The sequence below is a fragment of the Desulfosarcina variabilis str. Montpellier genome, assembly GCF_048565275.1.
Classification (GTDB): Bacteria; Desulfobacterota; Desulfobacteria; order Desulfobacterales; family Desulfosarcinaceae; genus Desulfosarcina; species Desulfosarcina variabilis.
Genome location: NZ_CP159846.1, coordinates 1,153,271 through 1,178,878 on the forward strand (window position 1 = coordinate 1,153,271; position 25,608 = coordinate 1,178,878).

Here is a 25,608-nt window from a genome sequence, read left to right on the forward strand (position 1 = left end):
GGGGTATTTTTTTAATCGATCATCTTCCTTTTGGCCCTTCAGCCTTCAGACTAAAAACCTAAACACCTTGCAGTCGTTGTGGACAATCGGCACTTACGCTAACTGGATATTTGGAGATCATTATGGAAAACGATACAACTAAGACCATACCGATGCAATTGAACCCCGTAGGCGTTGTTAGAAGCGAGATCAAAACGCCCATGCTGTTGGCAGGGGAATCGGACCTATCTTTGGAAATGCGTATGGAAAAGGTCAAGGCGCATCACCGCGAGGTGGAATCCTCGATCAGCGAGCTGGTCATCGATCCCGACTGGGAGGAACTGCTCGATGGCATCGAAGGGTTTTCCCATGTGCTGGTGCTCTACTGGCCGCACCTGCTCGATCCGGCCCGGAGAAACCTAAGAAAAGTGCACCCCATGGGGCGCAAGGATATGCCCATGCAGGGTATTTTTGCCACCTGCAGTCCGGCCCGGCCCAATCCGGTGCTGGTATCGGCGGTTTCGCTGGTGGCCCGTAAAGGCAACATTCTCGAAGTCAAGGGGCTTGAAGCGGTGGACGGAAGTCCTATTGTTGATGTAAAGCCCTATTCCAGAAGCTACCTCCAAGTGGACGGAATGAAGATGCCGGACTGGATGGAGCAGCTTCACCGGGAAATGGAAATATAAAGAGGAGACCAACATGGACGCACAACAGATCATGCAAAGTGAGGATTTCAAACGCTGTGAAACGTTTCACGGCCACATTTGCGGCGGACTGGCCATCGGATATCTGGCCGCCACGGCCGGACTCGACTGGCTCAGGGAAAAAAGGGCCCTGGACGAAGAACTGGTGGCCATCGTGGAAACCGACGCCTGCTGCGTGGACGCCATTCAGGTGCTTACCGGGTGCACCTTTGGAAAAGGCAACCTTATCTACAAGGACTATGGCAAGATGGGGTTTACTTTTTTCAATCGCCGGTCCGGTCAGGGAGTACGGTTGTCCATGAATCCCGAGACATTTAGAGTCAATGAGCGCCAGATCGAATTGTTCAAAAAAACGCGGGATGGCAGTATCACCGAGGCCGAACAGGAGGAGCTGAAAACCTTGGGGTTGCAGCGAACCGTGGAAGTGTTGGATATCCGTCCCGAAGATCTGTTTTCCATGACTCCGGTAACCGCCGGTATGCCAGACAAGGCGCGTATCGAACCCTCCAAACCCTGCAGCCGTTGTGGTGAGCCCACCATGGCCTCCAAATTGGAAACCGTGGATGGATCGCTGGTGTGTCGGGGATGCGTGTGACAATAGGTTTATAGCAGTTTAGACTGAAGGCTGAAGGGCGGGTGGAATGATATCGGTTCCAGACCTTCCTCCATGCCCGAATTGTAGGAGCTGGCCATGCCTGCGACAAACACCCATCGATGTTTTTCCTCAGGTCGCGGCCATGGACCGCTCCTACAAAGAACAGTGCATGGACAAGCTGTTGCCGATATTTAAGATCGGGCCATGCCCGTGAAAAAAGGAAATCAATCCAAATGGGTTTGCCCTGACGCATTGAAAAATAACTTTGTACCATTTTATTTTGTGTGTTAAGCCTCGGCGTCAATGGGTGGGTCGAAACCTGCTATGCATTTCTACGAATGCGGTTGTATTGAGTCTGAATGTAAGCTGTTGGCACCTGTGGATCCATACCGCTAAAAAGTGCGGAAAAGTATCCATGGTATATTTGTGCTGTAATACCTGATTACAATTCCGGAACAACAAGGCCACGAAGGTCGCGTCAGGAATAGAATGCGACGTCGTGGCCTTTTTTATTGAACCGCGGGCGGCGGATTTGCCCGGGTATGACGGGTACCACGGTAAAGATGAATTATTAGGGGTGTGGCACCCGTAGAGCAATATTCCATTTAAGTAGTGATAGGAGGAAAGAAAAGATGAAGGTTAGGAAACTCAGAACGGCAATTCTTGTTGTGCTGACACTTGCTTGGGTGAGTGGGGCGGGTCTGCTTTACGCTGCCGAAACACAAGATCCAACAGAACCAAAGGCAGGTGGGGTCATCAGTATCCCGGACCGCATGGAAGCTGAGGAGCAGGCTGTGACCCGGACGGTGGAGGGGGACGCCTGGTATGACCGGTTGCAGTTCAGTGGCGTGGTCGAAGTTGAGGCGGCCCACCAAAAGGTCGAGTATGACGACCCCGAGCAGGAAAACACCAAGGAGAACGATGTAGACCTGGCTACCGTGGAGTTGGCGGTGGATGCCCGGATCATCGATCACGTGGACGGCCATGTACTGTTCAAGTATGAAGATGATGAGGTTTTTGTGGACGAAGGCTTTATTACGCTTTCCGGCACCGAAGCCTTTCCCGGTTACCTGATCGCTGGTCGCCATTACATCCCGTTCGGTTATTTTGACAGTCATTTTGTTTCTGACCCCACCACCCTGGTGCTGGGTGAAACCTGCGAAGGGTCGGTTGTGGCCGGTTACCGCATCGGCGATGACCTGGTCGATATTTCCGTGGGCGCGTTCAACGGCCGCGTCAATAAAGCCGGGGATGACGACACCGTCGACAGTTTCGTGGCTGCCGTTGTGGCCCAGCCAATATCCTTTCTCACGCTCGGCGCTTCCTTTACCTCCAACCTGACCTCCTCGGATGCGTTGTCCGAGGTTGTTGTCGATGCCGATGAAGATGAAGAGGTGGATCCCATCGCCGATCGGGTCGGCGGCTGGAGCGCGTTTGTCACGCTTGAAATCATGGAACGCTTCAAACTGATCGGTGAGTATTTGGCCGCGTTCGACTCGTTCAATGCCGGTGAAATTTACGATGTTGAGGACACCAAAGAACGAAAACCGTCGGCCTGGAACATCGAATTCGGCGCAGTGGTTGTCGACAGCCTGGAACTGGCCGTGCGGTACGGTGGATCCGATGATGGGGGCGCAGACTTCCTGCCGGAAACCCAATATGGCGCTGTGGCGAATTGGGGATTTTTCGATAACACCAATTTGGCCTTTGAATATCTGCACGATGAGTATGAAGACGATGCCATGGAGGCGGATACGTTTACCGCTCAGTTGGCCGTTGAATTCTAAAAAAACTTGTTACCATGTGAGAGGAGACAACGACGATGCAGACCAAACGTTTTATGCTGTTTATTATGATGGTGGCAGTGATGATGATGGCGGCCAGTCCGGTGTCGGCCCATTTCGGTGCAGTCATTCCATCCGATGATATCGTGACCCAGGATGACGACAAAACGCTGAACGTCGAACTCAAGTTTATTCATCCCCTGGAAGGCCATTACATGGAGATGGTCAAGCCCAAACAGTTCGGCGTCATGCATGGCGGGAAAAAGACCGACCTGCTGGGCAGCCTTCAGGAAGCAAAACACGAAAGCCCGGATCAGAACGAATCGTTTACCTTTTGGAAAACCGACTATAAGATTCGCCGCCCTGGCGACTATACCTTTTTTGTCGAGCCCACGCCGTATTGGGAACCTGCCGAGGACTGTTTTATCATCCATTACACCAAGGTTTGCGTGGATGCGCTGGGCATGGAGGAAGGCTGGGACCAGCATGTGGGACTGGAAACCGAGATCATCCCCTTCACGCGGCCCTACGGCTTGTGGACCGGCAATCTCTTTACCGGTCAGGTGCTGCTCAAGGGCAAACCGGTGCCCTTTGCCGAGGTGGAGGTCGAGTACCTGAACGATTCGCCCGGCAACACCAGCAAGGTTGTCCCGCCGGCCGATCCTTACGTGACCCAGGTGGTCAAGGCCGATGCCAATGGGGTATTCAGCTATGCCATGCCCAAGGCGGGCTGGTGGGGATTTGCCGCCCTCAACGAAGCAGATTGGACGATCAAGCACGATGGCCAGGAAAAAGGTGTGGAAATCGGTGCGGTTTATTGGGTGCATACTCGTGACATGAAATAGCGCCAATACAGAAATGGCCAAGCAAACTTCAGGATGTAGGGGCGAAAAATTTTTTGCCCTTACACAATCATTACGATTTTGTCAGATGATGATAGGGAAATCCATATGAAAACTATGAAACTCACGGTATTTTTGTTTGTGGCGGCTGCGATACTGCTGGTTGGCGGACCTGCGCTAGCCCACAAAGTCAACCTGTTTGCCTATGCCGAGGGCGGTAAAATTTACACGGAAAGTTATTTTTCAGACGGAAAAGCCGTAGCCGGTGGCAAGGTAATGGTGTATGACAGCCAGGAGCAGCTGATTTTGGAAGGCACTACCGACAGCGAGGGGCTCTTCAGCTTCGACATCCCCAAGATCGATGATCTTAAGATCGTGATCAATGCGAGCATGGGACACAAGAATAGTTTCAAGCTGAAAAAGACCGAGGTGGAGGAAGGCAAATGAAAACCCTTCGAAGGGGCCTTATGGTCGGTGTCGTGGGCTTTTTCCTGCTCATTCCGCCCGTTGGAAGTTGGGCGCAGGAAAAGGTCGAAGCGGACCCTCAGGCGGTGATCACCCTGCTGAAGGAACAAAACAGGAAAATGTCCAGCGATCTCAGGCGGATTCATCGCGAAATCGCGGCGTTGCGGTCGGATTTGGGCGAGCCTGGCATCAAAGATGTGGCTGCCGGTGTCGGCTATATTTTCGGACTGTTCGGGGTGGCGGCGTATGTTGCTTCACGAAAAAAGAATTCCGATTCTCCGGAAAGTTCCAGCTGACATCTGTTCCAGCATAGTAACATGAAAAAGAATTAAGGAGTAAATATGCATATATCCGACGGTGTTCTACCCGTTTCCGTGGCCGTCGGTGGATACGCGGTCAGTTTAGGCCTGACCGTGTGGAGCGCACGCAAGACCCGCAATGAGGACATGCCCAAGCTGGCGGTCATGACCGCTGCGTTCTTTGTGGCCTCCCTGATCCACGTTCCCTTTGGTCCAACCAGCGTTCATCTGATCATCCCCGGGTTGACCGGTGCGCTTTTAGGGCCGTCGGCCTTTCTCTCCATCGGCCTCGGCCTGCTGTTGCAGAGTCTGCTGTTCCAATTCGGCGGGCTGACGGCCCTGGGCGTCAACGCCTTGATGATGGGGGTGCCGGCAATCGCGTGTGGCTGGGTTTTCCAGACCTTCAAGGGGCAGACCCCCTCGCGTCAGGCTTTGGTCGGCGGGGTGGTCGGTGCCGTGGGAACGGTTCTGGCCGCCATCATCCTGGCCGGCTTTTTGATGACCGGCGGGGAGGATTTTTTGGGTGTGGCCAAGATCGCTCTGGCGGCCCATGTGCCGGTGATTATCATCGAAGGGGCGGTGAGTGCCCTGACGGTCGGTTTTTTAGCGAGGGTCAAACCGGCCTTGTTGCTGCATCCCTCGAGGCAGGCCCATGGATAACATTACCTTCATCCAGATGCCGCTGTGGCAATTGGCCGCCGTGGTGATTCTGCCGCTTGGGGTGCTGGGCGCCGGGGTGGTGCTGTTGCGGCGGCTGGCCCGGGCGCGCAGTATTGGAAAGGACGAGCCGGACTGGTCGGTGCCGCAACTGGAAGGCAGTGCCGGCAACTCGCCGCTGCACCGCTGGGATGTGCGCTGCAAGATTGTCACCATCCTGGTTTACAGCTTCATGATTACGGCCATCCAGCAGATGACGACAGCGTTCGTGGCCATCGGTCTGTCGTGCCTGGTGCTGGTGGTGGCGCGGGTGTCACTCGTCAAAGTACTCATGCGGCTTTTGGCCATCGTCGGATTCATTACCATGTTCTTGCTGGTCATGCCCTTTACCGTACCGCTTAAAGCTGGTGACACCGTGATTGTTTTCGGCGGGCTGGAATGGCTGCATTTCAGCATGCGCGGATTCTACTTGGCGGGGACCATTGCCGCCAAGGCCGTGGCCATCACCCTGCTCATGGAACCGCTTCTTGCCACTGCACCGTTGCCGACGACCCTGCAGGGGCTCTCCCGTCTCGGCGTGCCGGAGATGGCCGGCCAGATGGTGCTGCTCAGCTATCGATATCTGAACGTATTTCGCCACGAGGCCCGGCGTATGTCGACGGGCATGCAGGTGCGCGGTTTTCGCAAACGCACCGGCCTGGCCACCGTCCAGGCTGTGGCCAATTTTCTGGGCATGTTGTTTGTGCGCAGCTTCGAGCGAACCGAACGCGTATTTGACGCCATGCGCGCACGCGGCTACAAAGGGCGTTTTCCACAGCAGGCCGAGTTGCACCTGCGCACCGTGGATCTTGTGGGTGCCGGTCTGTGGTTGATTGTCGGCGTGGTCCTGCTCGTTTACGATCGCCTGGCTTTTTAGGAGAGGTTCAATGCAGGACGCTGCAGCTACTCAAATACCGTCACCTGAGCTGGAAGGCCCGTTGTTTCAGCTAACGGATCTGAATTATCGGTATGTGAACGGCTCCCGTGCCTTAAATGGGGTCAACCTTGAGATTGCCGCGGGCGATCGTATCGCCCTGGTCGGGCAAAACGGGTCGGGCAAGACCACCCTGATCAAACAGCTCTGCGGGCTGCTGTTGCCTGAAAAAGGAGAAGTATGTTTCAAGGGCGAGCCTTTAAGCGGCGACCACCTGGACCGCAGCCGGCTGGAAATCGGCCTGCTGTTTCAGGATCCCGACGATCAGCTTTTCGGGCATACCCTGATTGATGATGTGGCCTTTGGTCCCTCCAATCAAGGCCTTTCCCGTGACCAGGCCCGCAAGGCCTCACTCCGGGCGCTGGATCGGGTCCATCTGGTGGACAGGGCCTATAAGCCGCCCCATCATCTCAGTTTCGGCCAGAAAAAGCGGGCCGCCCTGGCCGGGTTGCTGGCCATGCAGCCGGCCGTGCTGCTGCTCGACGAACCCACCGCCAACCTGGATCCCAGCCAGGAGCAGGTTTTCCTCGATCTGCTCATGGACTACAAGGGAACCCTGGTGTGCATCAGCCATGACCTGCTTTTTCTCTATGAGTTGTGCCAGCGGGCCGTGGTCGTGAAGAAAGGGCGGATTGCCCACGACTACACCATGAACGATCTGGTGGCCCAGCGCAATGAATTACGGGCCCATGGCCTGGATTTCTCCTTTCGCCTGGAGTCCGGCACCAAAGGTATGGATAAAGGGCCGTCGGCATCTGTTTGCCAGGTTGAGGCGCCGTCAGAGACCGCCGGCCAGCCGCTTATGCTTGAAATGCGTGACTATGATTTCCGCTATGCGGATGGCACCCAGGCATTGTCCGGGGTGGATTTTTGTGTGGCGCCCGGCGAACGGATGGCATTGGTCGGTGAAAACGGGGCCGGTAAAACCACGCTGCTCTCGTGCCTGCTCGGGCTGCAGCAAGGAGAGGGAACTTACCTTTTCGAAGATAAACCCGTCACCCGGCGACTGCGCAAACACTTATGGCGCAACATCGGCATGGTATTTCAGGATAGCGCCGATCAGCTGTTTTGCCCGAGTGTCGGTGAGGAAATCGCCTTTGGCTTGAAGCAGATGGGCGCTCCCAAAAAAGAAATTCAACAGCGTACCGCAGAAGCGCTTTCCCTGGTTCGATTGGAAGGGTTTGAACCGCGCGTTCCCCTGCACATGTCCGGCGGCGAGCGCAAGCGCCTGGCCCTGGCTTGCGTGCTGGCCATGTCCCCCAAACTGCTGATTCTGGACGAACCCTCGGCCGGGCTTGATCCCCAGGGGGAGGAATTGCTCTTGTCCATCTTGAGTGAACTGGACGTGACCCTGCTGCTGGTCAGCCATGACATGTTTTTTGTCAGTGCCCTTACCCACCGGACGGTAGTCATGCATCAGGGCTCGATTTGCCAAAACCTTTCCACCGACGCTTTTTTCGATGATCCCGGGCTGGGTAATCTCAACGGCTTGGCCTATACGTTCCGTCAGCGCTGCGGTGAGGCCATCCAGACCTTGCAGCATGAACACGAGCACAGCCATTTTCACCGGCATGTTCACAGCCATCCCCATGCACACGAGCAAGGGGCGCACGACCATGCGCACGAGTACATCCACGGGCATCCTCATGGTTTTGCGCACAACCATCCCGGTGGAGACCAACCGCACCACCATGCAAGGCGGCGATATCACGACCATGCGCATGACGGTGAGCATGGCTCCCATGACCATGGGCACGCGCTGCCGGACGATCACTCCATACCCCCTGCCAAGGGACGTGGCTCAAGAACAGAAAAAGGAAGCTAACACTGATGAACTCGTAAAAAGAAACTGACTCGTCATGCCGGACTTGATAAGCCTGCCCCGGGCTCGATCCGGGGGCATCCAGAAAATATTGAAAAGACTGGATTCCTGCCTACGCCGGAATGACGCCAAATTGGAATTCTCGACATTTTACGGAACTGTCAACATTCAAGTCAGGCAACCATCCCATGCATGATGTAAACTACCATCACCATCACGAATTGAATCAACATGAGTTTTTGGGCTGCTGCAAAGATTGCCGGCGGAGCCTGGAAATCATCAAACCCCATATCATGGCCTTTGCCAGAAAAATAAAAGAATATGACGACGCAGCGCTAAGGGCCCTTCATCCTGACGATCTTTACCGGCTTTTCCTGATTCTCGACGATCTGGCCCACATGGATGCCGGCGAGCACCTGGCCGGGCTGATTCTGGACGAGCCCGAGATAAAAGAGACGCTGCCGATGATTCGCGGCTATTACGACACCTTTTTCAGCATCCATGAAGTCCATCTGGCTGAGAAATTACTCCAGACCAGTGCGCCCTGGGCGACCTTGAAGTCCTTTCCGCTTTATCCGCGTTACGAAGCCCTGGTGAAGAATCAGATCGAACTCAACAAACTCAAGCGCGGCAGCCGGCTGGCATTCATCGGCTGTGGGCCTGTGCCGTCGAGCATTATTCTCCTTAATCACCTGGCCGGTATCCGGGCCGTTGGGCTGGACATTTCCCGGGATTCGGTTGCCCTGTCCCGGCAGGTGGTTCGCCGGCTCGGACTAGAGAAGGAAATAGAGATCGTCCATGGCGATGAAACCCTTCTTACGGAGATGGACTGGGACACGATCCTGGTGGCGGCCATGGCCATGCCCAAAAAGAGGATTTTCGGCAACTTGCGGCGTATCATGCAGGAAAAGGGAAAAACCGATGCAAGGGTGTTTTACCGAACTTACACCGGCATGCGGGCCATCCTCCATGCACCGGTGACCGACGACGAGATCGAAGGGTTTACTATTGTCGGGCGGTTTTTCCCCATGGGGCGGGTCAATAACACCGTCGTCGTTGCTAAACTGGAAGAATAAGCGATGCTGAAAAACATCAAAGAACAGTTGCTGGCGATCTTCGCGGATTGCCGGGAGATTTCCGAACAGCAGATTCTCGACCTGCCGGAAGACCCGTTTTATCGGCAGATGGAAACATTGAACCAAATGGCCACCCTGGATGTCGATGACAATCAGGTCGATGCGCTCGTTGCCGATACGTCCCTGCAGCCGGCCATCGCGCACATCGCCCGGCTCAAGCGGATTCACGGGCTGCGCCTGGAACGGCAGCGGGCCAGGACCATTATCGACAGCCCTGACCCCTGGAAAGAACTCAAGGGATTCGTCTATTACCCCAACTATCTCCAGCTGGCACAAATGGAGTCCGAGGGCGCCGAATTGAAAACCGATGACCGGGTGGTGTTTCTGGGCAGCGGCCCGGTGCCCCTGAGCCTGATTGCCCTGGTCAAGCGATGCGGGATTCAGGGGGTGGGCATTGAAAAAGACCCCACCAACGCCGATCTGGCACGCCGGATGCTGGCGGCCCTGGCCCTGGACAAAGAGATCGAGGTCATTCTCGGCGATCATTTTTCGTTGCCGTTATCCGGGGATTGCCAATTGGTCATGGTGGGCGCCGATGCTGTTCCCAAGGAAGAAATTTTCTCTCATCTGGCCGCAACGCTGCCCGGCGGGACAAGGCTTTCCTACCGCATCTACGAAAAAGGATGGAGGCGGCTTTTCGAAATGGATCATCAAGTCGGCGAGCTTCCGCGGCCCTTGAAAGAGTACCGGCGCATCCGTCCCCAGCCGCCGGTGAATAATACCTCGGTTTTCCTATTCAAGGAGCGCACCTGACATGCCTGACGACCTGGACAATCTCACCGAATCGATACCAACGCCTTTTCTCATGGTTGACGAGGCCATTGCTGAGAAAAATATCCGCCGGATCCAGGATTATGCCGACCGTAACGGATTTGCCGTGCGCCCCCATATCAAGACCCACAAATCCCTGCGCCTGACCCGTATGCAACTTTCCGCCGGTGCCGTTGGCGTGTCCGTGGCCAAAGTCGGGGAAGCCGAGGTCATGGCCGCCATCGACGGCCTTGATATTCTGGTGGCCTATCCGGCCGTGGGGGCGGCACGTGCCGACGCTCTGGCCAGGCTGGCAGCCAGCCACAATATCCGTGTGGCCGTCGACACGACCTATCTGATCGATCAGCTGGCCCATGCCATCAGTGAGCATGACACCACCATCGGCATTCTGGTCATGTTTGACGCGGGCCTTCACCGCTGCGGTGTGTCCGATCCCGAAAGTCTCACCCGGCTTGCCGAATATGCCGCCGGCCGCAAGGGCCTTCGCTATGACGGCGTTCAAATTTATCTGGGCCATTTGTATGGCGATGCGGCCAATTCAGCCGAGAGTTTCGAGACGGTCAACCGCCTGTGGGAGCCCGCCTATGAAGCATTGGTTAAGGCCGGTTTCAAGCCAACCCTGGTTTCCTCCGGCTCGACCCCGTCGATCTTCAATTCCCACCGGGTTCGGCACGTAAACGAGATCCGGGTCGGAACAGCGGTCTACCAGGACTATTTCAGTTTGAAATTTGGCCATTGCACACTTGAAGAATGTGCAGCACGGGTGGTGGTCACCGTTGTTTCGGACGTCGTTCCGGGGCAGGTGATTATCGATGCCGGTGCCAAGGCCCTGTCCGCCAAGCAGCTATTGCGCAGCGAGGCTCTCGAGATGGGTTTTATTCCCGAATACCCCGAGGCCCGTATTTTCCGTCTCCACGAGGAACACGGCTGGGTCGACGTCAGCCGTTGCAAGCAGCCCCCCCGGATCGGACAACGACTCAGCATCGTTCCTGTGGCCGTGAGTCATTGTGTCAACCAGTATGATGACTTCTATTTGCTTACTAAAAACGGGACACTGGAAAAAGAGCGCGTGGATGCCAGGGGGTGTTATGTATAATTCTTTCAGTCACTAATTCTGTACCATTTCGGTTCTATCTTTCTTACTTTTGGCCGCCTGTTAATGTGGCTCCATTCCAATGGGTTGTCATCGCTTCGATAAAGAAATCCGGAATGCTTTACCGGAAAACCTCTTCCAGTCAAAAATTCTACCATTCAAGATTTTGTAATGAATGGGGCTGTTTCTGTAAAAATCACTCTAACCAAACCAAGAAATCAGCTATCATGACAACGGCCTTAAATGTTAGGGTCAATTTTTCATAACGAGTGGCAACACGACGGCATTGTTTAATCCATGCCTATCCGGATGTTGCCCATACAAGGTTAAAAATGCTGTTATCATACATGAATTTTATAGTATACCATTTGGACATCAATCCTATTAATGCCTGTATTTACAGTAAATTATTACCTATTCAAGAATCGCTTTGTGCGTTAAGCGGATAGGCATGGTTTAATCTTGGCAAAAAAGCATTCCACCAGATGCCGATTTTTGTAAATATGGCGGTCGTAATTCCTCAATTCACGTCTGTTGCTTTTGGGCGGAATTACAACCTCTATCCCCTGAGAGTGCACCTGAGCAATGAACTGATCTGCGTCATAGGCTTTGTCCCCAAGAAGATTATCAGCCGATTGACTGGAAACCAAATCCGGAGCTGGAACAATGTCGTGAACGTTTCCACCGGTCAAACCAATACGCAAAGGATTGCCCAATGCGTCTACCAAAGCATGGACTTTAGTTGTCAGGCCACCCGCGCTTCGGCCGATCTCCTGATTGAAGTGCCCCCTTTTGCGCCGGTCCCATGCTGGTGGACCTTTACATAAGAAGCGTCGATCATGATCGATTCTAAGTCGGCATCCTTCGATACCACCAAGAGGATGTCATCCCAAATGGCCAATTTGGCCCACATGGCAAACCGTTTGTAAACGGTCTGCCATGGGCCGAACGATTCAGGCAAATCGCGCCAAGGAGCTCCTGTTTTCATGATCCAAAGAATTCCGTTAAACCTTAATCGGTCGTCTTTAGGCGGTCTGCCACGCGGATCCTTTTTTTCACGAACCAGCAAAGGGCCTATAATTTTCCACTTCTCATCTGATATCTCATTTCTTCTAATCCTCAGCATATCAGAATAACTGGTTAAAAATGTTAGGGCTTTTTTTAGAAACAGCCCCTAATCATATTGTCTGTATCCTGGAAATTTGAACAATTTTTTCTTGGACAAAAATGGGGTAAATCGGTATTTACTAAGGCTCATAGAAAAAATAAAATACACCAACAGTTAGCGATTCAGTAATGTGGAATTTCTACGGCCCATTTTTCAATTCCAGGTAATCGATCAATCACGTTTTTTATTTTCTGAATCGCTTTTTGGGTTAACTTAATGCCGGTTTCATAAGCTTGACTGACTAATTTTACCACAGGATGTTTGCCTTTGTATGTCATGGTTCTGGCCAGACCTAATGTCTTTTCCACGGTATCCAGCTGTTGGCCTTTCCAGTGATTTTCGAGTACACCCCAGACTCTTTCAATGGGATTGTACTTGCTGTGATAAGGAGGATAATAGATCAGACTCAGACTGACTTTGTGTTCAGCGGCAAACTCGACCAACCGCTTCATGAGCTGTGTCCGGCGGCTATGGGTTTCAGGACCATTGTCGGCATTGATGGCGATCGTATGAGGATTGAACCTGGCTTTTATAACCGGCCATAGATCTTCCAGTGCATCGGCCATAAAGTCAGCGGTCACATTGCTGTTGGAAAAGTAAAAGTAGATTTCATCAACAGCGGGCAGATAAATTCCAAAGGGTTTAAGTACGGTGTCAGGTTTAAAATCATGATCGCAGGCAAGGACCTCCTGACGACTGTATCCTCCCCGGGAGAAAGGTCCAACGTTGACATTTGCCTTGGTATCAATGGAAAGGCGTAGGACGCCGTCGAATTCATCGGCAACCCGATTGGCCAGATGTACATGTGAAGAGATAGCGTCTGTTTCAGCTATTTTTTTTGAGGCTTGCATTTGCTTACTTTTGTGAGACGAAAATCCAGCTGTTTGAGTTTGGTACTGATGGTGCGTTCGGTTGGCAACTGCTCATCAGTGTATTTTTTGGTTTCAATTAACCGGCGTAGGACCTCTTTTGCGGTAATTGGCGAATACAAAGCGGTTGAACGAAAAGTTGGGTCACACTGGCTGATGGGGCTGACAATCTTTTTGATATCGTCCAGTAAATCCGTCAAGATAGACTCGATAGGGCGTCGTCCCTGGCCGGAAAGGTTGTCGACGCAGTCGAAGCCGGAGATCAGTTCTTTAGTTCCTTTAATAATGGTTTTGCGGTTCCATCCTAATTCTCGTTCTGCCTTTTTTTGACCACCTTTTTCCAAGAGACGAACGACATTGGCCATAAATTTCTCCGTTTAGAACCCTGGAGATTAGATCGAGTTTCGTTGAGAAATGTTTTCATTTCGGGTGTTAACTCAATTGCATCTGGCATATTTGACGGATCAATCATGGAGCCTCCTTTTTTCCATGTCGACCCTAAATGATGTGAGAACATTTGTCATGGGTAAAAATGTAAAGTATGTGACGACACCTCATTAATGGTGTATTTTAATTTTTCCGGCGGCCTAAACTCATGGTTTCCTCAGAGGTTTGAAATTTCAGGTTGGAGAACCTGAATCTTTTGCCTCAAGAAACCGCTTAAACGAAGACCTCCATTATTTTTTAGGCATTTTACCCGGAAGCGAGTAACCGCCTCCGGCCTCATGGTATATTATTGTTGAGGCTACTTTCTATTTTTTAGTGGATTTGTAAAAATTAAATAGTTCTCTTACCTAATCAAGAGAATCCCAAGTCCAACGAATTTATAATTTTTGATTATCATACAACTTAAATTGCCAGATGGGCAATAATCGTAATCCAAACGATGGAATCTATTGTGAAGATGTTCTTTATTACCTAAAGTAGGCGATTTAAATAAAAAAAGAGTCCTCAAAAGTTTGATAACATGCTATAATGATTGCTAAAAATCACCAAATTGACAACAAGCCAAAGCGCACCCAACAGGTGGGGCACGCTATGAGTAAACATAGCAAAAACTACCGGCAAAATGAACTCAAAATCCGACGTATCGAAGCCACCACTGACCGATTGACCGGCAGGGCAGGATTGTCCCTGTTCGTAGCCTATATGCACGGTATCCAAGTTTTCAGTTGGTTGGATCGCTGGTTCGGTTCCATCCAGAAGAGCAAAAAAGGCCTCAATATTAAAGAGCTTTTCAAGCAAGTGCTCTGTTTCTTTGTTGACGCTACCAGTCGACGACTGACCTACTTTGATCAGATTTCTCACGATGAAGGTTATGCTGGTAGCATCGAGACGCCAATAGAAAACATGGCTTCTTCGGATCAAATGAAGCGTTTCTTCAAAGCATTTGCCTGGACACGGGTATTTTTGTTCCGGCGTCTTCTGCAGACCCTTTTTATCTGGCGTTTGCGGATCAAGCAACCCGATGTCATCGAATTGGGCATCGACACGATGGTCATGGACAATGATGATGCAAAATGCCGGCATGGCGTCAAACCCACCTACAAAAAGAAAAAAGGTTTCCAACCGCTGCAGATGAATTGGGGGCGCTTCATCGTTGATGCGGTATTTCGAAGTGGTAACAAGCATTCCAATCATGGTGATGAAGTGCAGAATATGATCAAGCACATGGTCTTGAAAATCAGATTCGAGTATCGGGGTGACGTTCCGATCATTATCCGAATGGACAGCGGGTTTTTCGACCAGAAAATCTTTACGCTTTGTGAATTGCTTCACATCGGCTACATCTGTGGCGGTAAAGTCTACAAAGACATCAAACAAATGGCAGACAACTGGGACAAGTCCAAATGGAAACGGTTTGAATGCGGTAAGAACAAGGCATGGCAATATGTTGAGTTCGGTTGCAAACAGGGCAACTGGCATAAATTCCGCCGAGCGATCTTTTGCCGGTTGATGCATGACGACAGCAAGCAACTCTATCTTCCCGGGTTCCGGCCTGATATCGTCATTATCACCAATATCGGTCTGGGCCAGGCAATTGATGGTATGCTGAAAAAGGCCAGGGCGATGGATTACATGGCGACCCAAGGGCTCGTTGCCTGCTATCATGAACGCGGCAGCGATGAATTGGCCAACCGGGCGTTGAAGGACTTTGAGCACGAGCAATTGCCCTTCAAACGATATGCCCCCAACGCTGCCTGGTATTATACAATGCTGGTTGGACATTTTCTGCTTGAATTCTTTAAAGAGGACGTTAGCACTCCTGTTTTACCGATTGGTTCCTATGCCTCCACAGTACGCCGGCGCCTAATCGATATAGCCGGCAAGATTGTCTTTCACGGTAAAGAAACAGTCCTGAAAGTATCCAAGGCCTACTTGGAAAGCCTTCGCTTACCGGAGTTCTTCAGGAGGTGTGAAGAAGTTCCGATTATCGCATAACTGTTAAACAAGGCAGAGTGCATAGCAGAACCGATGGTGAGGTCCGTGCGAAATCTGGATTAAAAAGCATATGATCATATGCTTTGAGTTCGTCAACGGTTCCAGTGAGAATTTAAGCCCGGAAATTGCTTGTTCTCACTTTTCTGCCATGTTTTTTCTTGAGATACGGCTATTAAAAAACAGAATCGCCTACTTTAGGTATTATTGTTTTAGAAAATGAAGAAGCAAAATAATATATTATATTTGGTCAGAATACCCTTCAAAATTTTCAAGATACCAATTTGAAAATTCATATTCAATGTCCAAATCAAGGTCCAAATCAAGGTCAAATTGAAGATCAATGCCGAGATCGAGATCAAGGCCAGTATTCATATCAAGGCTGGTGTCGGGGGGATCAAGGCTGATGTCGAGGTTGGGTTGAACGTCAGCGGCACAATTGACGTCTCCGCTGTTATCCACCGAGGTGCTTTCTCCAGCGCCTGAATTATTCACATCATTATCAAATAGTCCGCTCATGCCGTTATCGTATGGAACTTGGCAAGGATTATCAGGCGAACAATTACCCTCATAAAAGTTAATCCCAGTATAATTAGTCATTATTACATCTTCCATAGAACTACCTGCCTCGCCGGGACTAACAATATCTGTAACAACGTCCCAAATACCATCTACAATACCGCCTACCGGCCCTCCTAAAAGTACTGGAGCTTGAGCATTAACAATATGTTCCATTTCCATAATTTCCAAATTCAACGTTTTCTTTTGCATATTCATTTATTCCTTTCGATTTTTATGGACTAAAATTGCCAATACTTATTAATCTGACTATATCATTATTACCGGAGCTTCATTCCCTGTTGTATCGATTAAGGAAAATTGTTCATTGGAATCACCCCCGCTAAAGGGCTTGGTTCTAGCTTCGTCCACTTACCACTCGTTCCCGCGCTCTGCGTGGGAACGAGTGGTAAATTCGATCTTTAATGCTCTTTGCATTGTATAGATCAACATTTTGAATCTTCTTCCGGAAGAGTTTAAACACTCAATTCGAAAGAAGATTCAAAATGCATTTTTTATCTCTATGTTACGCTATTTATTGAAATAACTTTCGACTCATGAGTTAACTAACAAGTGTCGTAATCCAGTTATAAAAAATTTTTTAATGATATATTAAAGTCCCCAAATATATTGATGCATGTATTCAGTTTCCTCCTCCTCCCCAAACATATTGTTGCATGTATTCAGTATCCTCTTCCATATCAAATAGTCCGCTCATGCCATTATCGTATGGAACTTGGCAAGGATTATCAGGCGAACAATTACCCTCATAAAAGGTATACCCAGTATAATTAGTCATTATTACATCTTCCATAGAACATCCTGCTTCGCCAGGACTAACAAAATCTGTAACAACGTCCCAAATACCATCTACAATACCGCCTACCGGCCCTCCTAAAAGTACTGGAGCTTGAGCATTAACAATATGTTCCATTTCCATAATTTCCAAATTCAACGTTTTCTTTTGCATATTCATTTATTCCTTTCGATTTTTATGGACTAAAATTGCCAATACTTATTAATCTGACTATATCATTATTACCGGAGCTTCATTCCCTGTTGTATCGATTAAGGGAAACTGTTCATTGGAATCACCCCCTTTCTTCAATTATTATTAAAGAACAAATAGTGATCTAATGATTAGATTATGCATTGTATGAATAATGGTCGGAAGCCAAATTGTACCTGATTTATAAAAAAGGAAGCCAAAAAGCATGCCGAGTACAGTACGCTGAATAAAGAAACCTAAATTAGAATTATGATGGCCTAAGGAAAAGATAATTGAGCTTATAAAAATGCCTATTAAATTTGGATATTTTTTTATAATTGGTATTTTTTTTCCAATGCGGCAAAAATAATTTTGTATTATTTCGCGATAGGTGATTTCTTCATATATTGATCCCATAAAACAATCGTAGAACACTCTTATCATTTGAATAACTGGTGGAAACGTCGTTTTATCAAATAAATATGCTTTTAGTATGTATCCTCCGTCCAAGGCTAATAACGATATTGTTATCCATACAATAGCTTTTTCTTTCTTGATTTTTAAATCGCCAAATCCTATTTCTTTTCTATAAATGATACACGGCAATATAAAAACAATAGGTAAAAGATATAGCCAATTGTACAGTATGAAGTTTATTTTATTATAACCAATTGTTGTTTTAATGCACGCTACTTTTTCAAAACCAAAAGCGTGGCCATAATTAGGAAACAATATATGGTATAGTTTTAAAAAAAAGTGACTCACGGTGGGAATAGTATAAAATTCTAGCCACCGTAGAAACCTGCAAATGATCAGCGCCAAAACCATCAAACCGTTTGGTGAATTTATCCTTTTTTCGGTGCGCAATAATAAAATTTTTAAAACCAATAATGTCAGCAGAGGAATGAAGGCGATATCAAGGATGAAAACGATATATACCACAAGCACATTAATTGATTTAATAAAACCGTAATCGACTTTTGAAAAAGTGAATCTAATATGGTAAAAACAATATAAGGCCGTTACAAATACAATGTAGAATAGTGTTTTAAGTGTGTTTTTGTTTGTGCAAGAAAATTTGCGAAAATAATCAAACCCTCTACGTGATATAAAAAGTAGTAAAGGAATAAAAACTAAATACATTATTATTAATTTGCCAAGCGTCCATAGACAGATATTGTAGTGCGTTGCATCCAACCAAAACAAAGTTATACTGAAAATGATAATTACAATAAGATAGTCTTCGAATGAGAGTTCGAATATTCTTTTTAATCGGCAATTACCTATTAAGTTCATGCTTTAAAAAACCTTAATCAATTAATGATATAAGCTGTGAAAACCATGCCTGTTCCATTTCATCCAGTTTTTTCCCGAACATTTCGTAAAATTTTTCCGAGGTCTCTGAATTTATCCCTATACTGTCAATCCATCCAATAAACGCAGGCTCTCCAATAGCGCTACAAAGATAGCGAACGAAACTATGCGCCTGATGGTAACAAATATTGTCATCGGTTATTGAATTATCGATATCCAGCAAGGTGTGGATCGCTTTAGTCTCCAATTCTTTATACGTGAGCAGTTCTTTTTTCTTTATCAAATTCAGTAATTTCCTGTTCGGGTCGGGTCTGGAAAAATATTCGCATACTCCCTCCTCAAGCCATAGAGGAAGACAAATATTGTGATTGCTCAAAAGCATATGTACGATTTCGTGAGCCATTCCGGCCTTGAACCGAAGACTTTCCCAGTTCTCATACCTTATCTGGTTATGATCAATGACGAGGACACGACGCAAAGCCACGAAGCAACTTATCCAGGGTGGGCAAAAAGAGTTGAACCAAAATTGAGTAAGCTCATCTCTTTTATCAGCAACATAAACTATCATTTTTTGACGTAGCGGTTTGAACTTCTCTTTAAGCTTTGTTGAATAGAGATTTTGACTCATTTGGGCTAATTTTTTCGCCGGCTTGCGGTTTTTAGGTGAGCATAAGCATATAAAATTTTCGGTCTCGTATCTTTCTTTGAGAGATACGGATATATTTTGATTGAGATATTCGAGCTCTTCATCTCTTGTTGCCGGAATTAGGATATAATTTCTCTGTAATTTTTGTATAATCTGCAAAATATTTGAAATATGGTAATCTTTTAAAAGTGAAATTGGTTTGGTAACATGTCTGAATGCGTCAATAAACTCTATCATATCCGGCGATACTTCAGCAGTCTTACCAGATAAAAAATGAATAATCCTGTGTCTATTTGAATTTCTTTCAACCTTAAGTTGCCGCGAATGGATAAGTGGTTTTTCAAGAATTTTTTTGTCAGACGTTGAAATGTTGGAAACTGTATGCGTTGACTTTTGTATTGCAAGAGTTCGTAAATACTTATCAAATGCTGATTTTGCTACCTTATATTCTATTTCAGGACTGCACAATGCCCCGTTATCATAAGGTTTTATCCCTTTTAAATTTCCTGCAAAAGCACTTTTCAATTTGCCTTTGCGGTAACTTGGTTGAACAAAATTTAACTTTTCTTTCATATCAATAATATGCTGGGACATTCTATAATCCTCATTTCAACAAAGATAATATGGTAGTCCTTCGCATGTAGAGGTCATACCTGCGAAACCTTATTTCTAAGCTCATTGTTATAGTGGTGAATAAATTCCAGGATCGCCCCAATGTGATTCTCTTTATTTTGAAAATAAAAACGTTTTTCGGAAGAGACGTGAGGCATGTTACCTCCCGGTACAATTGAATCTTTCGATAGAACTCGTTTTTCCACTATTTATGCTAACGGGTTGATGCCTTTTATCAATGACAATTTCTTCTAAAGGCATCTCACAAGAGCTGTTGGTTTAGGCTTAGTTTAATAGAATAGTAACTTCGAAGAACTAATCTATAGAACAGACGGCCGTTTAATGAAAATAACACACGAAAGTAAGGAAAACGCAGTATTGAGGACAAGTCAGAAAGTAGAAAGCAAGACAATACTTAAAAAAGTATACTGCTAATGTTTAGTTTCTCATTTACAAATAATTCATTTTCTCAAGAAGAGCTAAATAACAAGAACCCCGAACTACTATAATTATGAAGTGGTTTGAGATCTTTTTCTTCTTTAGAAGCTATCCATTAAATGTTAGGAATTCAGAAATCCTGGTCATTTCCTATATCGATCAGGCAGGTTTTCTGACTTTTGGATCATTATGCCGGTTGACTGGAAACCAAATCCGGAGCTAGAACAAGATCATGAACATTTCCTTCGGTCAGACAAATACGCAAAGGATTTCCCAATGCGTCTACAAAAGCATGGACTTTAGCTGTCAGGCACCCGCGCTTCGACCGAATTCCTGATTGAAGTGCCACCTTTTGCCCCGGTCCCATCCTGGTGGACCTTTGCATGGGAATCGTCGATCATGATCGATTCTAAGTCGGCATCCTTCGATACCACCAAGAGGATGTCATCCCAAATGGCCAATTTGGCCCACATGGCAAACCGTTTGTAAACGGTCTGCCATGGACCGAACGATTCAGGCCAATCGCCCCAAAAAGCTCCTTTTTTTTACGCACCAGCAAGGGGGCCTATAATTTTCAATTTCTCATCTGATATCTCATGACTACTCATGCTGAGAATATCAACATAACTGATTAAAAATGTTAAGGCTTTTTTAGAAATAGCCCCTATATTTATGGATAAAACATTAAAAATGCAGTATTGAAGACGGCTCAGAGGAAATAAAACTAATAGAATGTCATTTAAGAGATACTGCAATTTAACTTCTTTGTTAGCTTTTCACCTATCAATTCTCTATGAAAAATGAGACAAACCAAAAAAATCTCGAACTACAATAATTATAATTATAAATAGTACGAGATATCCAGCACTCCTCAATAATAAAATAGTGAAAATGAGGAATGAAGACATCCACGCGAGACATTCCCTATATCGATCAGGCAGGTCTTCTGACTTTCGGATCATCCTACCGGCTGCGCCTTCCCAGCCTTAACGACCAGTGGCGTCCTGCAGCTTTCGTCCCCGATCACAGCGGCGGGTCCATCCCCGATTCTCACAGGGTTCTCTTTTATGCTTTAAAAAAGCGCCTGATCAAATATTGTTAGATAAGAGACAAATGTTAAAATGTTAAGAGACGATTTTGAAAATTACCTTAATACGAAATTAAATGAGAAGAAAAATTTATTGATAACGTACATTCAGCACCCCAACGGACACCTATTTGACTAATTTTTATGTTCTTTAGGGGGCGGTAAACACGTCTGCAGTGACGCCCAGCGCCTTCAAATACTCCAGCTGGAATGATTTTAAAGGTTTTGCCAACTGCCTGTGGTTGCCGATGGTGATGACCATGATGGAAGTAAACTTGGTAGTCATCATGAAAGCGGTCGGTTTTCGGGTTTTCCGGCGAACCCAGCCGGGCAGTTCACAATCGTTGGTTTCGACATATTGGCGCATGGAACGCTCCATCAAGCGCCAAATCAAAAGAGAGATCAACAACACCAGACCCAATACTTCGATCCTACGGGCCTTCTTCAAAAAGATACTGTTTACGATGGCAGGATCTTTCAGAAAGCTGAAGTTTTGCTCAATACCAATTTGGCTTTTGTACAACGAAAGCAGCGCTTCGGCGGGCCAAGCCGCCTGCTGATCCAAAAGGTTGGTCAACAGGACAAAACAACCGGCTTCTTCCCTGATAGGGGCGACCTTGTCCGGGGCTTCGGTAACGGTTGTTGTCACACAATATTCATAGCGCAAGACCTTTCTGGGTTTGTCGAGGGCAGGCCGGCCGCGACCATATTTGGGCATTTCTTGAACATCCGTCTGAAGGTGGTGGTAACTGGGGTCGGATTGCCGGATCAGTCTGTCTGCCGCGGCCTGAGCATCTGCTCGGCAATAGTACACGGTATCCGTGACTTTCTTGCAGTCGGTGTCGAGTTTTTTGCGGTCCTGCTTAAGCATGCGGTCGATACGTTTGTGACGCCTTTTGTCATGAGCGCTGGAATGGACGACGATTGCCCGGTAGGGTTTCCCATAAAGCTCCACGGTACCGTCATAGGCCCGGTAGTGAGCAACGGGTCGATTGGGACGATCGTGTTCTTCAGCCAGAGGACCGATATCGATCCAGTCATCTTCGAGCACGGCTTCACGAATGATTCGGCTGCATTCGTTGTAGGTCGCCGGCAACCGGGATAAAAACCAAGTCTGGTCACTGCATTTGGCAAGATTGTTCTCGGTGACGAAGGCTGAATCGGCCACATAAACATAGGCTCCCGGCTCAAGCCCATGCTTGGCCATGTATTTCGAGATGTTGGTCAATAGTTCATTGTTCAAGGTCTTGTCCGAGGCGTTGCCGTGGGTGGTGGTACCCAAAATAGGGATGTTGCGGTCGACACACAGCATCGACACTAAAAACTGTTTGAGATCTGGACGTTTATCCTTGCTATAACCGTAGGTAATGTCAAAGGGCGGACCCGCCAGAACGAAATCACCGTAAACACTAACGGAAGTGGTGTCGAAGTGAAGCCGACGAGGATCGACGGCAAAGACGGTTAGGGCATTCTGTGCAATCTGAGAAAAGATCTTCTGGGTGCCGGTCTCGAAAATTTGATCCATGGATCGCCCAAGATTGTAATCGCAGAACCGTTCCGGTTCGATGTCACTGCCCAGGAGCAATGCCGTGTCTTTTTCTTCGAAGAACTCTGTCAATCGGTAAAGCGGGGTACGACCAGACAGCGTGTCGAGGACCATGGCGAATACCGCCATGCCTGGGCTCAATTCCATCTGTGAGTCGACCATTTGATCGATGGTTTCAACCAAACCGATTTTCTGAGCATATGCTTTGACGATGGGCAAATGCCTGGCATCGGTGATGGTCATATTTTCGGTATCGAACGGTGGCATCTGCCCCTCCTTTTTGAGCGCGATGGTAAAGGTTCGGGCAGTGTAGCAGCAACTACTTGAAATGTCTAGATATTTTTTATTTCATGTAAATACAATACGTTATATTTGATATGGTGTTGTTTTTGCTGAGTAATAAATTGTTTAAAACCTATGCGTAATGGGTGCGGAATGTAAGTGATAAGACGAGAAATTAAATTTTTTTGAGAATTATTCAGTTGCTGTATTCCAGGACAATCTGCAGGCAAAGTAAGTGATCTTTGGCGACGGTGCTAACGAATAACGATACATCCTGTATCTCAATCCCAAGGAGGGAATCCAAGCGCCGGCGAAAGAACCGAGAGGAAGTCGTAACATGCCTTGAACATGAGTTGGCCAAGTATCCCAAAGACGATACCATCAGCCTGGAGGACGGCGCCAAAGGCTGCAAAGGGTTGATGGTCATCGAGCGCTGATTTTGATCTTTCAAAAGGCCCAGATCAAAATTTCAACGATGTATCACTGGCTATCCCGCCGGATCAAGGCACATCTCATACATTACTCCAACTCGGATGGTCGATCTTTTAGATCAACTTGAACTCCATCCATTTTACCAAGAAAGTACAATTGTTATAAGAATACTGCTATTCCAGACAATGTGCATGAACATCGATGGGAAAAGACTTTTCGAATGCCTTCGTAGGTAGACCAAGGCAATTGCGCCAATTAAGGGAATAAAAAAACTTATTGGTAAATGTAAGACGGCAAAAAATAGGCACACAGAAGCATCTAACGTGTACCGTACCCATTTTTTTCTGAGTTGATCGTGAGCTTCTTCCAATAAAAGACCGCGAAAAATAATTTCTTCAAAAATTGGTCCCAAAAAACCAATCGTAAGAAACCCGGCGAATATACATAGAAAATCGCGATTTTTCAATGAGGCAGTAAAAGCAATGACCAAAGGATGTATCTTTTCGCCGGAATCACTTAAGCAAGTTTCAGGAATAAAAAATAGAACAAGAGGCATAAAGGATAGCAACAATATTAAGGTGATGGTTTTATCTAACCTAAATGGACGCAGTGGGATAAATGAATTTGGCCAATCCTGGTTTCTGAAAACCAAGATAATTAAACCTAAACCACCGGTGGTTAAAAATAACTGAAAAAATAAAACAAGGCCGCAAAATGCCTGATTCTTTAAGGCATCAGCAATTGTACTTATCAAACCTAAAGGGAAATTAAGACCCGTACTAAAGAGAAGAAGGCCCAAAATCCATAAGATATAATCGGTCGAGGTTGGCACGACACCTTTAATTGCAGGCTTTATGATTGAATATGTCAAGACTAAAAATATTGCAGGAGGAAAAAATCCCCAAAATAAAGCCAAGATAATTATTTTTGATCTGCCGCACCATTTTTGAGGATAATTCATTTAATACTATTTTTTCTGGTTTTTTACTGCCCACTTAAAAGTAGGGGACCGGCCGGCCGCCCCTACACACCATGCCTGCTACCATATTTTTACATAACTCGGTTCCAAATGCGGTTGCCCTGATCAAAACAATCCGAACCATTGACAGATAACGCATTTTGTTTTACATAAAGCAAGTCCTTTCATTAGGAAAATGATCGGATTAAAAGAATCAAAAAATTAAATCACACAATAATACAATAACTTAAGCCATGAAGGCCTTCCTCACATTGTTAACGGTTGGTCATTATGGCTTTTTTTATGGCGGTATATAAGGAAGTTGCATGGTAACCATTTTTTAAGAAAGGGAACCGAAATATCGGATGTGAATGACACAACACGAATCGGTATATGAAAAAAATTATGAGATTTACCGTTCCCGCATTGGCGCTGTCGATTTTGCATCCGCCGCTTCCACGCTCGGATTGTTATCAGCGGGAGACGGCTACAAAATAGACTTTTTCGGTCAGACCTATTTCGTTTCTCAGGACGGCATTCAGGATGAATGTGGAAAGACGCCGGATTACATGCTCTGCGTAATTCTTGCCAAATATCTGATTCTGTGTCCTGATCAAGTATATCTGGATGAGGCTTGGTGTGCCTTCAGGGATTTCAAGAAGGAATCCCATTTTTTAAACGTCAATTATTTTAGAAGTGACACAGAAAAAGTCATTGCTGATACATTTTCCGGGAAAATTGATAAACTGGAACGCATCTGCGAGCAATTGGACGGTCAAAAAGAGAATGAAGGGTTTAGCTATGATCTGGTGATGCGATTCAAGGTATTGCCACGCATTTCGTTGCTTTTGCTGTTCAATGATGGCGACGATGATTTCGAGGCTTACGGCACGGTTCTTTTCCAGAAACAGGCCGAGTACTATCTGGATCCGGAAAGCCTGGCCATGACAAGCGCCTATTTGGCGCAACAGCTGAGAGCATTCGAAAAGTAACAAAAAAGGTATTTACAGCTTACGCATTTTAATCTAAAAGAAATGTGCTCTGCCATTAGAAAATGGCATTTCACTTAACACCCATATTTTCTCTATTTTCAAGTAAAGCCACGAAGGCCCAACGATCAATTATCAAGCGGCCGTCGTGGCTTTTTTAAT

General features: G+C 47.3%; 22 protein-coding genes, 2 pseudogenes and 1 riboswitch. Of the genes and pseudogenes, 14 read left to right on the plus strand and 10 right to left on the minus strand.

Annotation, left to right across the window (positions count from 1 at the left end; translation table 11 throughout):
* Window positions 1-122: 122 nt before the first annotated feature.
* The 12 genes from tsaA (at window position 123) to Dvar_RS05140 (ending at window position 11,123) form a co-directional block, all read left to right on the plus strand.
* On the plus strand, window positions 123-665 hold the full coding sequence (tsaA, locus tag Dvar_RS05085) for a tRNA (N6-threonylcarbamoyladenosine(37)-N6)-methyltransferase TrmO (RefSeq protein WP_419660621.1): 543 nt from the start codon (window positions 123-125) through the stop codon (window positions 663-665).
* 13 nt (window positions 666-678) lie between these two features.
* Entirely contained in the window at window positions 679-1,278 is a 600-nt protein-coding gene (locus tag Dvar_RS05090; protein WP_419660622.1) for an FmdE family protein, read from the plus strand.
* 632 nt (window positions 1,279-1,910) lie between these two features.
* On the plus strand, window positions 1,911-3,065 hold the full coding sequence (locus Dvar_RS05095) for an LbtU family siderophore porin (protein ID WP_419660623.1): 1,155 nt from the start codon (window positions 1,911-1,913) through the stop codon (window positions 3,063-3,065).
* A 35-nt stretch (window positions 3,066-3,100) separates the two neighbouring features.
* A complete protein-coding gene (locus Dvar_RS05100) occupies window positions 3,101-3,907 on the plus strand; it encodes a DUF4198 domain-containing protein (protein WP_419660624.1) in 807 nt (268 codons plus the stop codon).
* A gap of 105 nt (window positions 3,908-4,012) precedes the next feature.
* The gene (locus Dvar_RS05105; protein WP_419660625.1) at window positions 4,013-4,351 is read left to right on the plus strand and encodes a carboxypeptidase regulatory-like domain-containing protein; all 339 of its coding nucleotides are present in this window, start codon (window positions 4,013-4,015) and stop codon (window positions 4,349-4,351) included.
* Window positions 4,348-4,665: a hypothetical protein gene (locus Dvar_RS05110; RefSeq protein WP_419660626.1), complete on the plus strand. Its 318-nt coding sequence runs from the start codon at window positions 4,348-4,350 to the stop codon at window positions 4,663-4,665. The genes Dvar_RS05105 and Dvar_RS05110 overlap by 4 nt, the downstream gene beginning before the upstream one ends.
* Before the next feature lie 45 nt (window positions 4,666-4,710).
* Entirely contained in the window at window positions 4,711-5,328 is a 618-nt protein-coding gene (gene cbiM / locus Dvar_RS05115; protein WP_419660627.1) for a cobalt transporter CbiM, read from the plus strand.
* A complete protein-coding gene (gene cbiQ, locus Dvar_RS05120) occupies window positions 5,321-6,241 on the plus strand; it encodes a cobalt ECF transporter T component CbiQ (RefSeq protein WP_419660628.1) in 921 nt (306 codons plus the stop codon). The genes cbiM and cbiQ overlap by 8 nt, the downstream gene beginning before the upstream one ends.
* A gap of 10 nt (window positions 6,242-6,251) precedes the next feature.
* Complete coding sequence (locus Dvar_RS05125; RefSeq protein ID WP_419660629.1) at window positions 6,252-8,123, plus strand: energy-coupling factor transporter ATPase; 1,872 nt, start codon at window positions 6,252-6,254, stop codon at window positions 8,121-8,123.
* Window positions 8,124-8,308: 185 nt separating this feature from the next.
* On the plus strand, window positions 8,309-9,196 hold the full coding sequence (locus Dvar_RS05130; RefSeq protein WP_419660630.1) for a nicotianamine synthase family protein: 888 nt from the start codon (window positions 8,309-8,311) through the stop codon (window positions 9,194-9,196).
* 3 nt (window positions 9,197-9,199) lie between these two features.
* The gene (locus Dvar_RS05135) at window positions 9,200-10,009 is read left to right on the plus strand and encodes a nicotianamine synthase family protein (protein WP_419660631.1); all 810 of its coding nucleotides are present in this window, start codon (window positions 9,200-9,202) and stop codon (window positions 10,007-10,009) included.
* 1 nt (window position 10,010) lies between these two features.
* Window positions 10,011-11,123, plus strand: coding sequence for an alanine racemase (locus Dvar_RS05140; protein WP_419660632.1), 1,113 nt, complete (start codon window positions 10,011-10,013; stop codon window positions 11,121-11,123).
* 434 nt (window positions 11,124-11,557) lie between these two features.
* On the opposite strand, the gene Dvar_RS05145 is transcribed toward Dvar_RS05140, so the two are convergent.
* The 3 genes and pseudogenes from Dvar_RS05145 to Dvar_RS05155 form a co-directional block, all read right to left on the minus strand.
* Entirely contained in the window at window positions 11,558-11,968 is a 411-nt protein-coding gene (locus tag Dvar_RS05145) for a transposase (RefSeq protein WP_419664070.1), read from the minus strand.
* Window positions 11,866-12,246: an IS5 family transposase gene (locus Dvar_RS05150; RefSeq protein ID WP_419660633.1), complete on the minus strand. Its 381-nt coding sequence runs from the start codon at window positions 12,244-12,246 to the stop codon at window positions 11,866-11,868. The genes Dvar_RS05145 and Dvar_RS05150 overlap by 103 nt, the downstream gene beginning before the upstream one ends.
* Before the next feature lie 164 nt (window positions 12,247-12,410).
* Window positions 12,411-13,599, minus strand: a pseudogene (locus Dvar_RS05155) (ISAzo13 family transposase).
* 596 nt (window positions 13,600-14,195) lie between these two features.
* On the opposite strand from Dvar_RS05155, the gene Dvar_RS05160 reads away from it, so the two are divergent.
* Entirely contained in the window at window positions 14,196-15,599 is a 1,404-nt protein-coding gene (locus Dvar_RS05160) for an IS1380 family transposase (protein WP_419660634.1), read from the plus strand.
* Between the two features lie 237 nt (window positions 15,600-15,836).
* On the opposite strand, the gene Dvar_RS05165 is transcribed toward Dvar_RS05160, so the two are convergent.
* The 7 genes and pseudogenes from Dvar_RS05165 to Dvar_RS05195 all read right to left on the minus strand — a co-directional run bounded on the left by Dvar_RS05165 (window position 15,837) and on the right by Dvar_RS05195 (window position 24,460).
* Window positions 15,837-16,367, minus strand: a complete 531-nt coding sequence (locus Dvar_RS05165; RefSeq protein WP_419660635.1) for a hypothetical protein — start codon at window positions 16,365-16,367, stop codon at window positions 15,837-15,839.
* 430 nt (window positions 16,368-16,797) lie between these two features.
* A complete protein-coding gene (locus tag Dvar_RS05170) occupies window positions 16,798-17,124 on the minus strand; it encodes a hypothetical protein (RefSeq protein ID WP_419660636.1) in 327 nt (108 codons plus the stop codon).
* A gap of 144 nt (window positions 17,125-17,268) precedes the next feature.
* Window positions 17,269-18,438, minus strand: coding sequence for a type II CAAX prenyl endopeptidase Rce1 family protein (locus tag Dvar_RS05175; protein ID WP_419660637.1), 1,170 nt, complete (start codon window positions 18,436-18,438; stop codon window positions 17,269-17,271).
* Between the two features lie 13 nt (window positions 18,439-18,451).
* Window positions 18,452-19,696, minus strand: a complete 1,245-nt coding sequence (locus Dvar_RS05180; protein ID WP_419660638.1) for a hypothetical protein — start codon at window positions 19,694-19,696, stop codon at window positions 18,452-18,454.
* A 755-nt stretch (window positions 19,697-20,451) separates the two neighbouring features.
* Window positions 20,452-20,682 (minus strand): annotated as a pseudogene (locus Dvar_RS05185) (hypothetical protein); the annotation flags it as partial.
* 388 nt (window positions 20,683-21,070) lie between these two features.
* A riboswitch (cobalamin riboswitch) is annotated at window positions 21,071-21,255 on the minus strand.
* 135 nt (window positions 21,256-21,390) lie between these two features.
* Complete coding sequence (locus Dvar_RS05190; protein WP_419660639.1) at window positions 21,391-23,052, minus strand: IS1634 family transposase; 1,662 nt, start codon at window positions 23,050-23,052, stop codon at window positions 21,391-21,393.
* Between the two features lie 586 nt (window positions 23,053-23,638).
* On the minus strand, window positions 23,639-24,460 hold the full coding sequence (locus Dvar_RS05195; RefSeq protein ID WP_419660640.1) for a CPBP family intramembrane glutamic endopeptidase: 822 nt from the start codon (window positions 24,458-24,460) through the stop codon (window positions 23,639-23,641).
* Window positions 24,461-24,828: 368 nt separating this feature from the next.
* Here Dvar_RS05195 and Dvar_RS05200 point away from each other — a divergent pair, with 368 nt between their 5' ends.
* Window positions 24,829-25,449: a DUF3786 domain-containing protein gene (locus Dvar_RS05200; protein WP_419660641.1), complete on the plus strand. Its 621-nt coding sequence runs from the start codon at window positions 24,829-24,831 to the stop codon at window positions 25,447-25,449.
* Window positions 25,450-25,608: the final 159 nt, after the last annotated feature.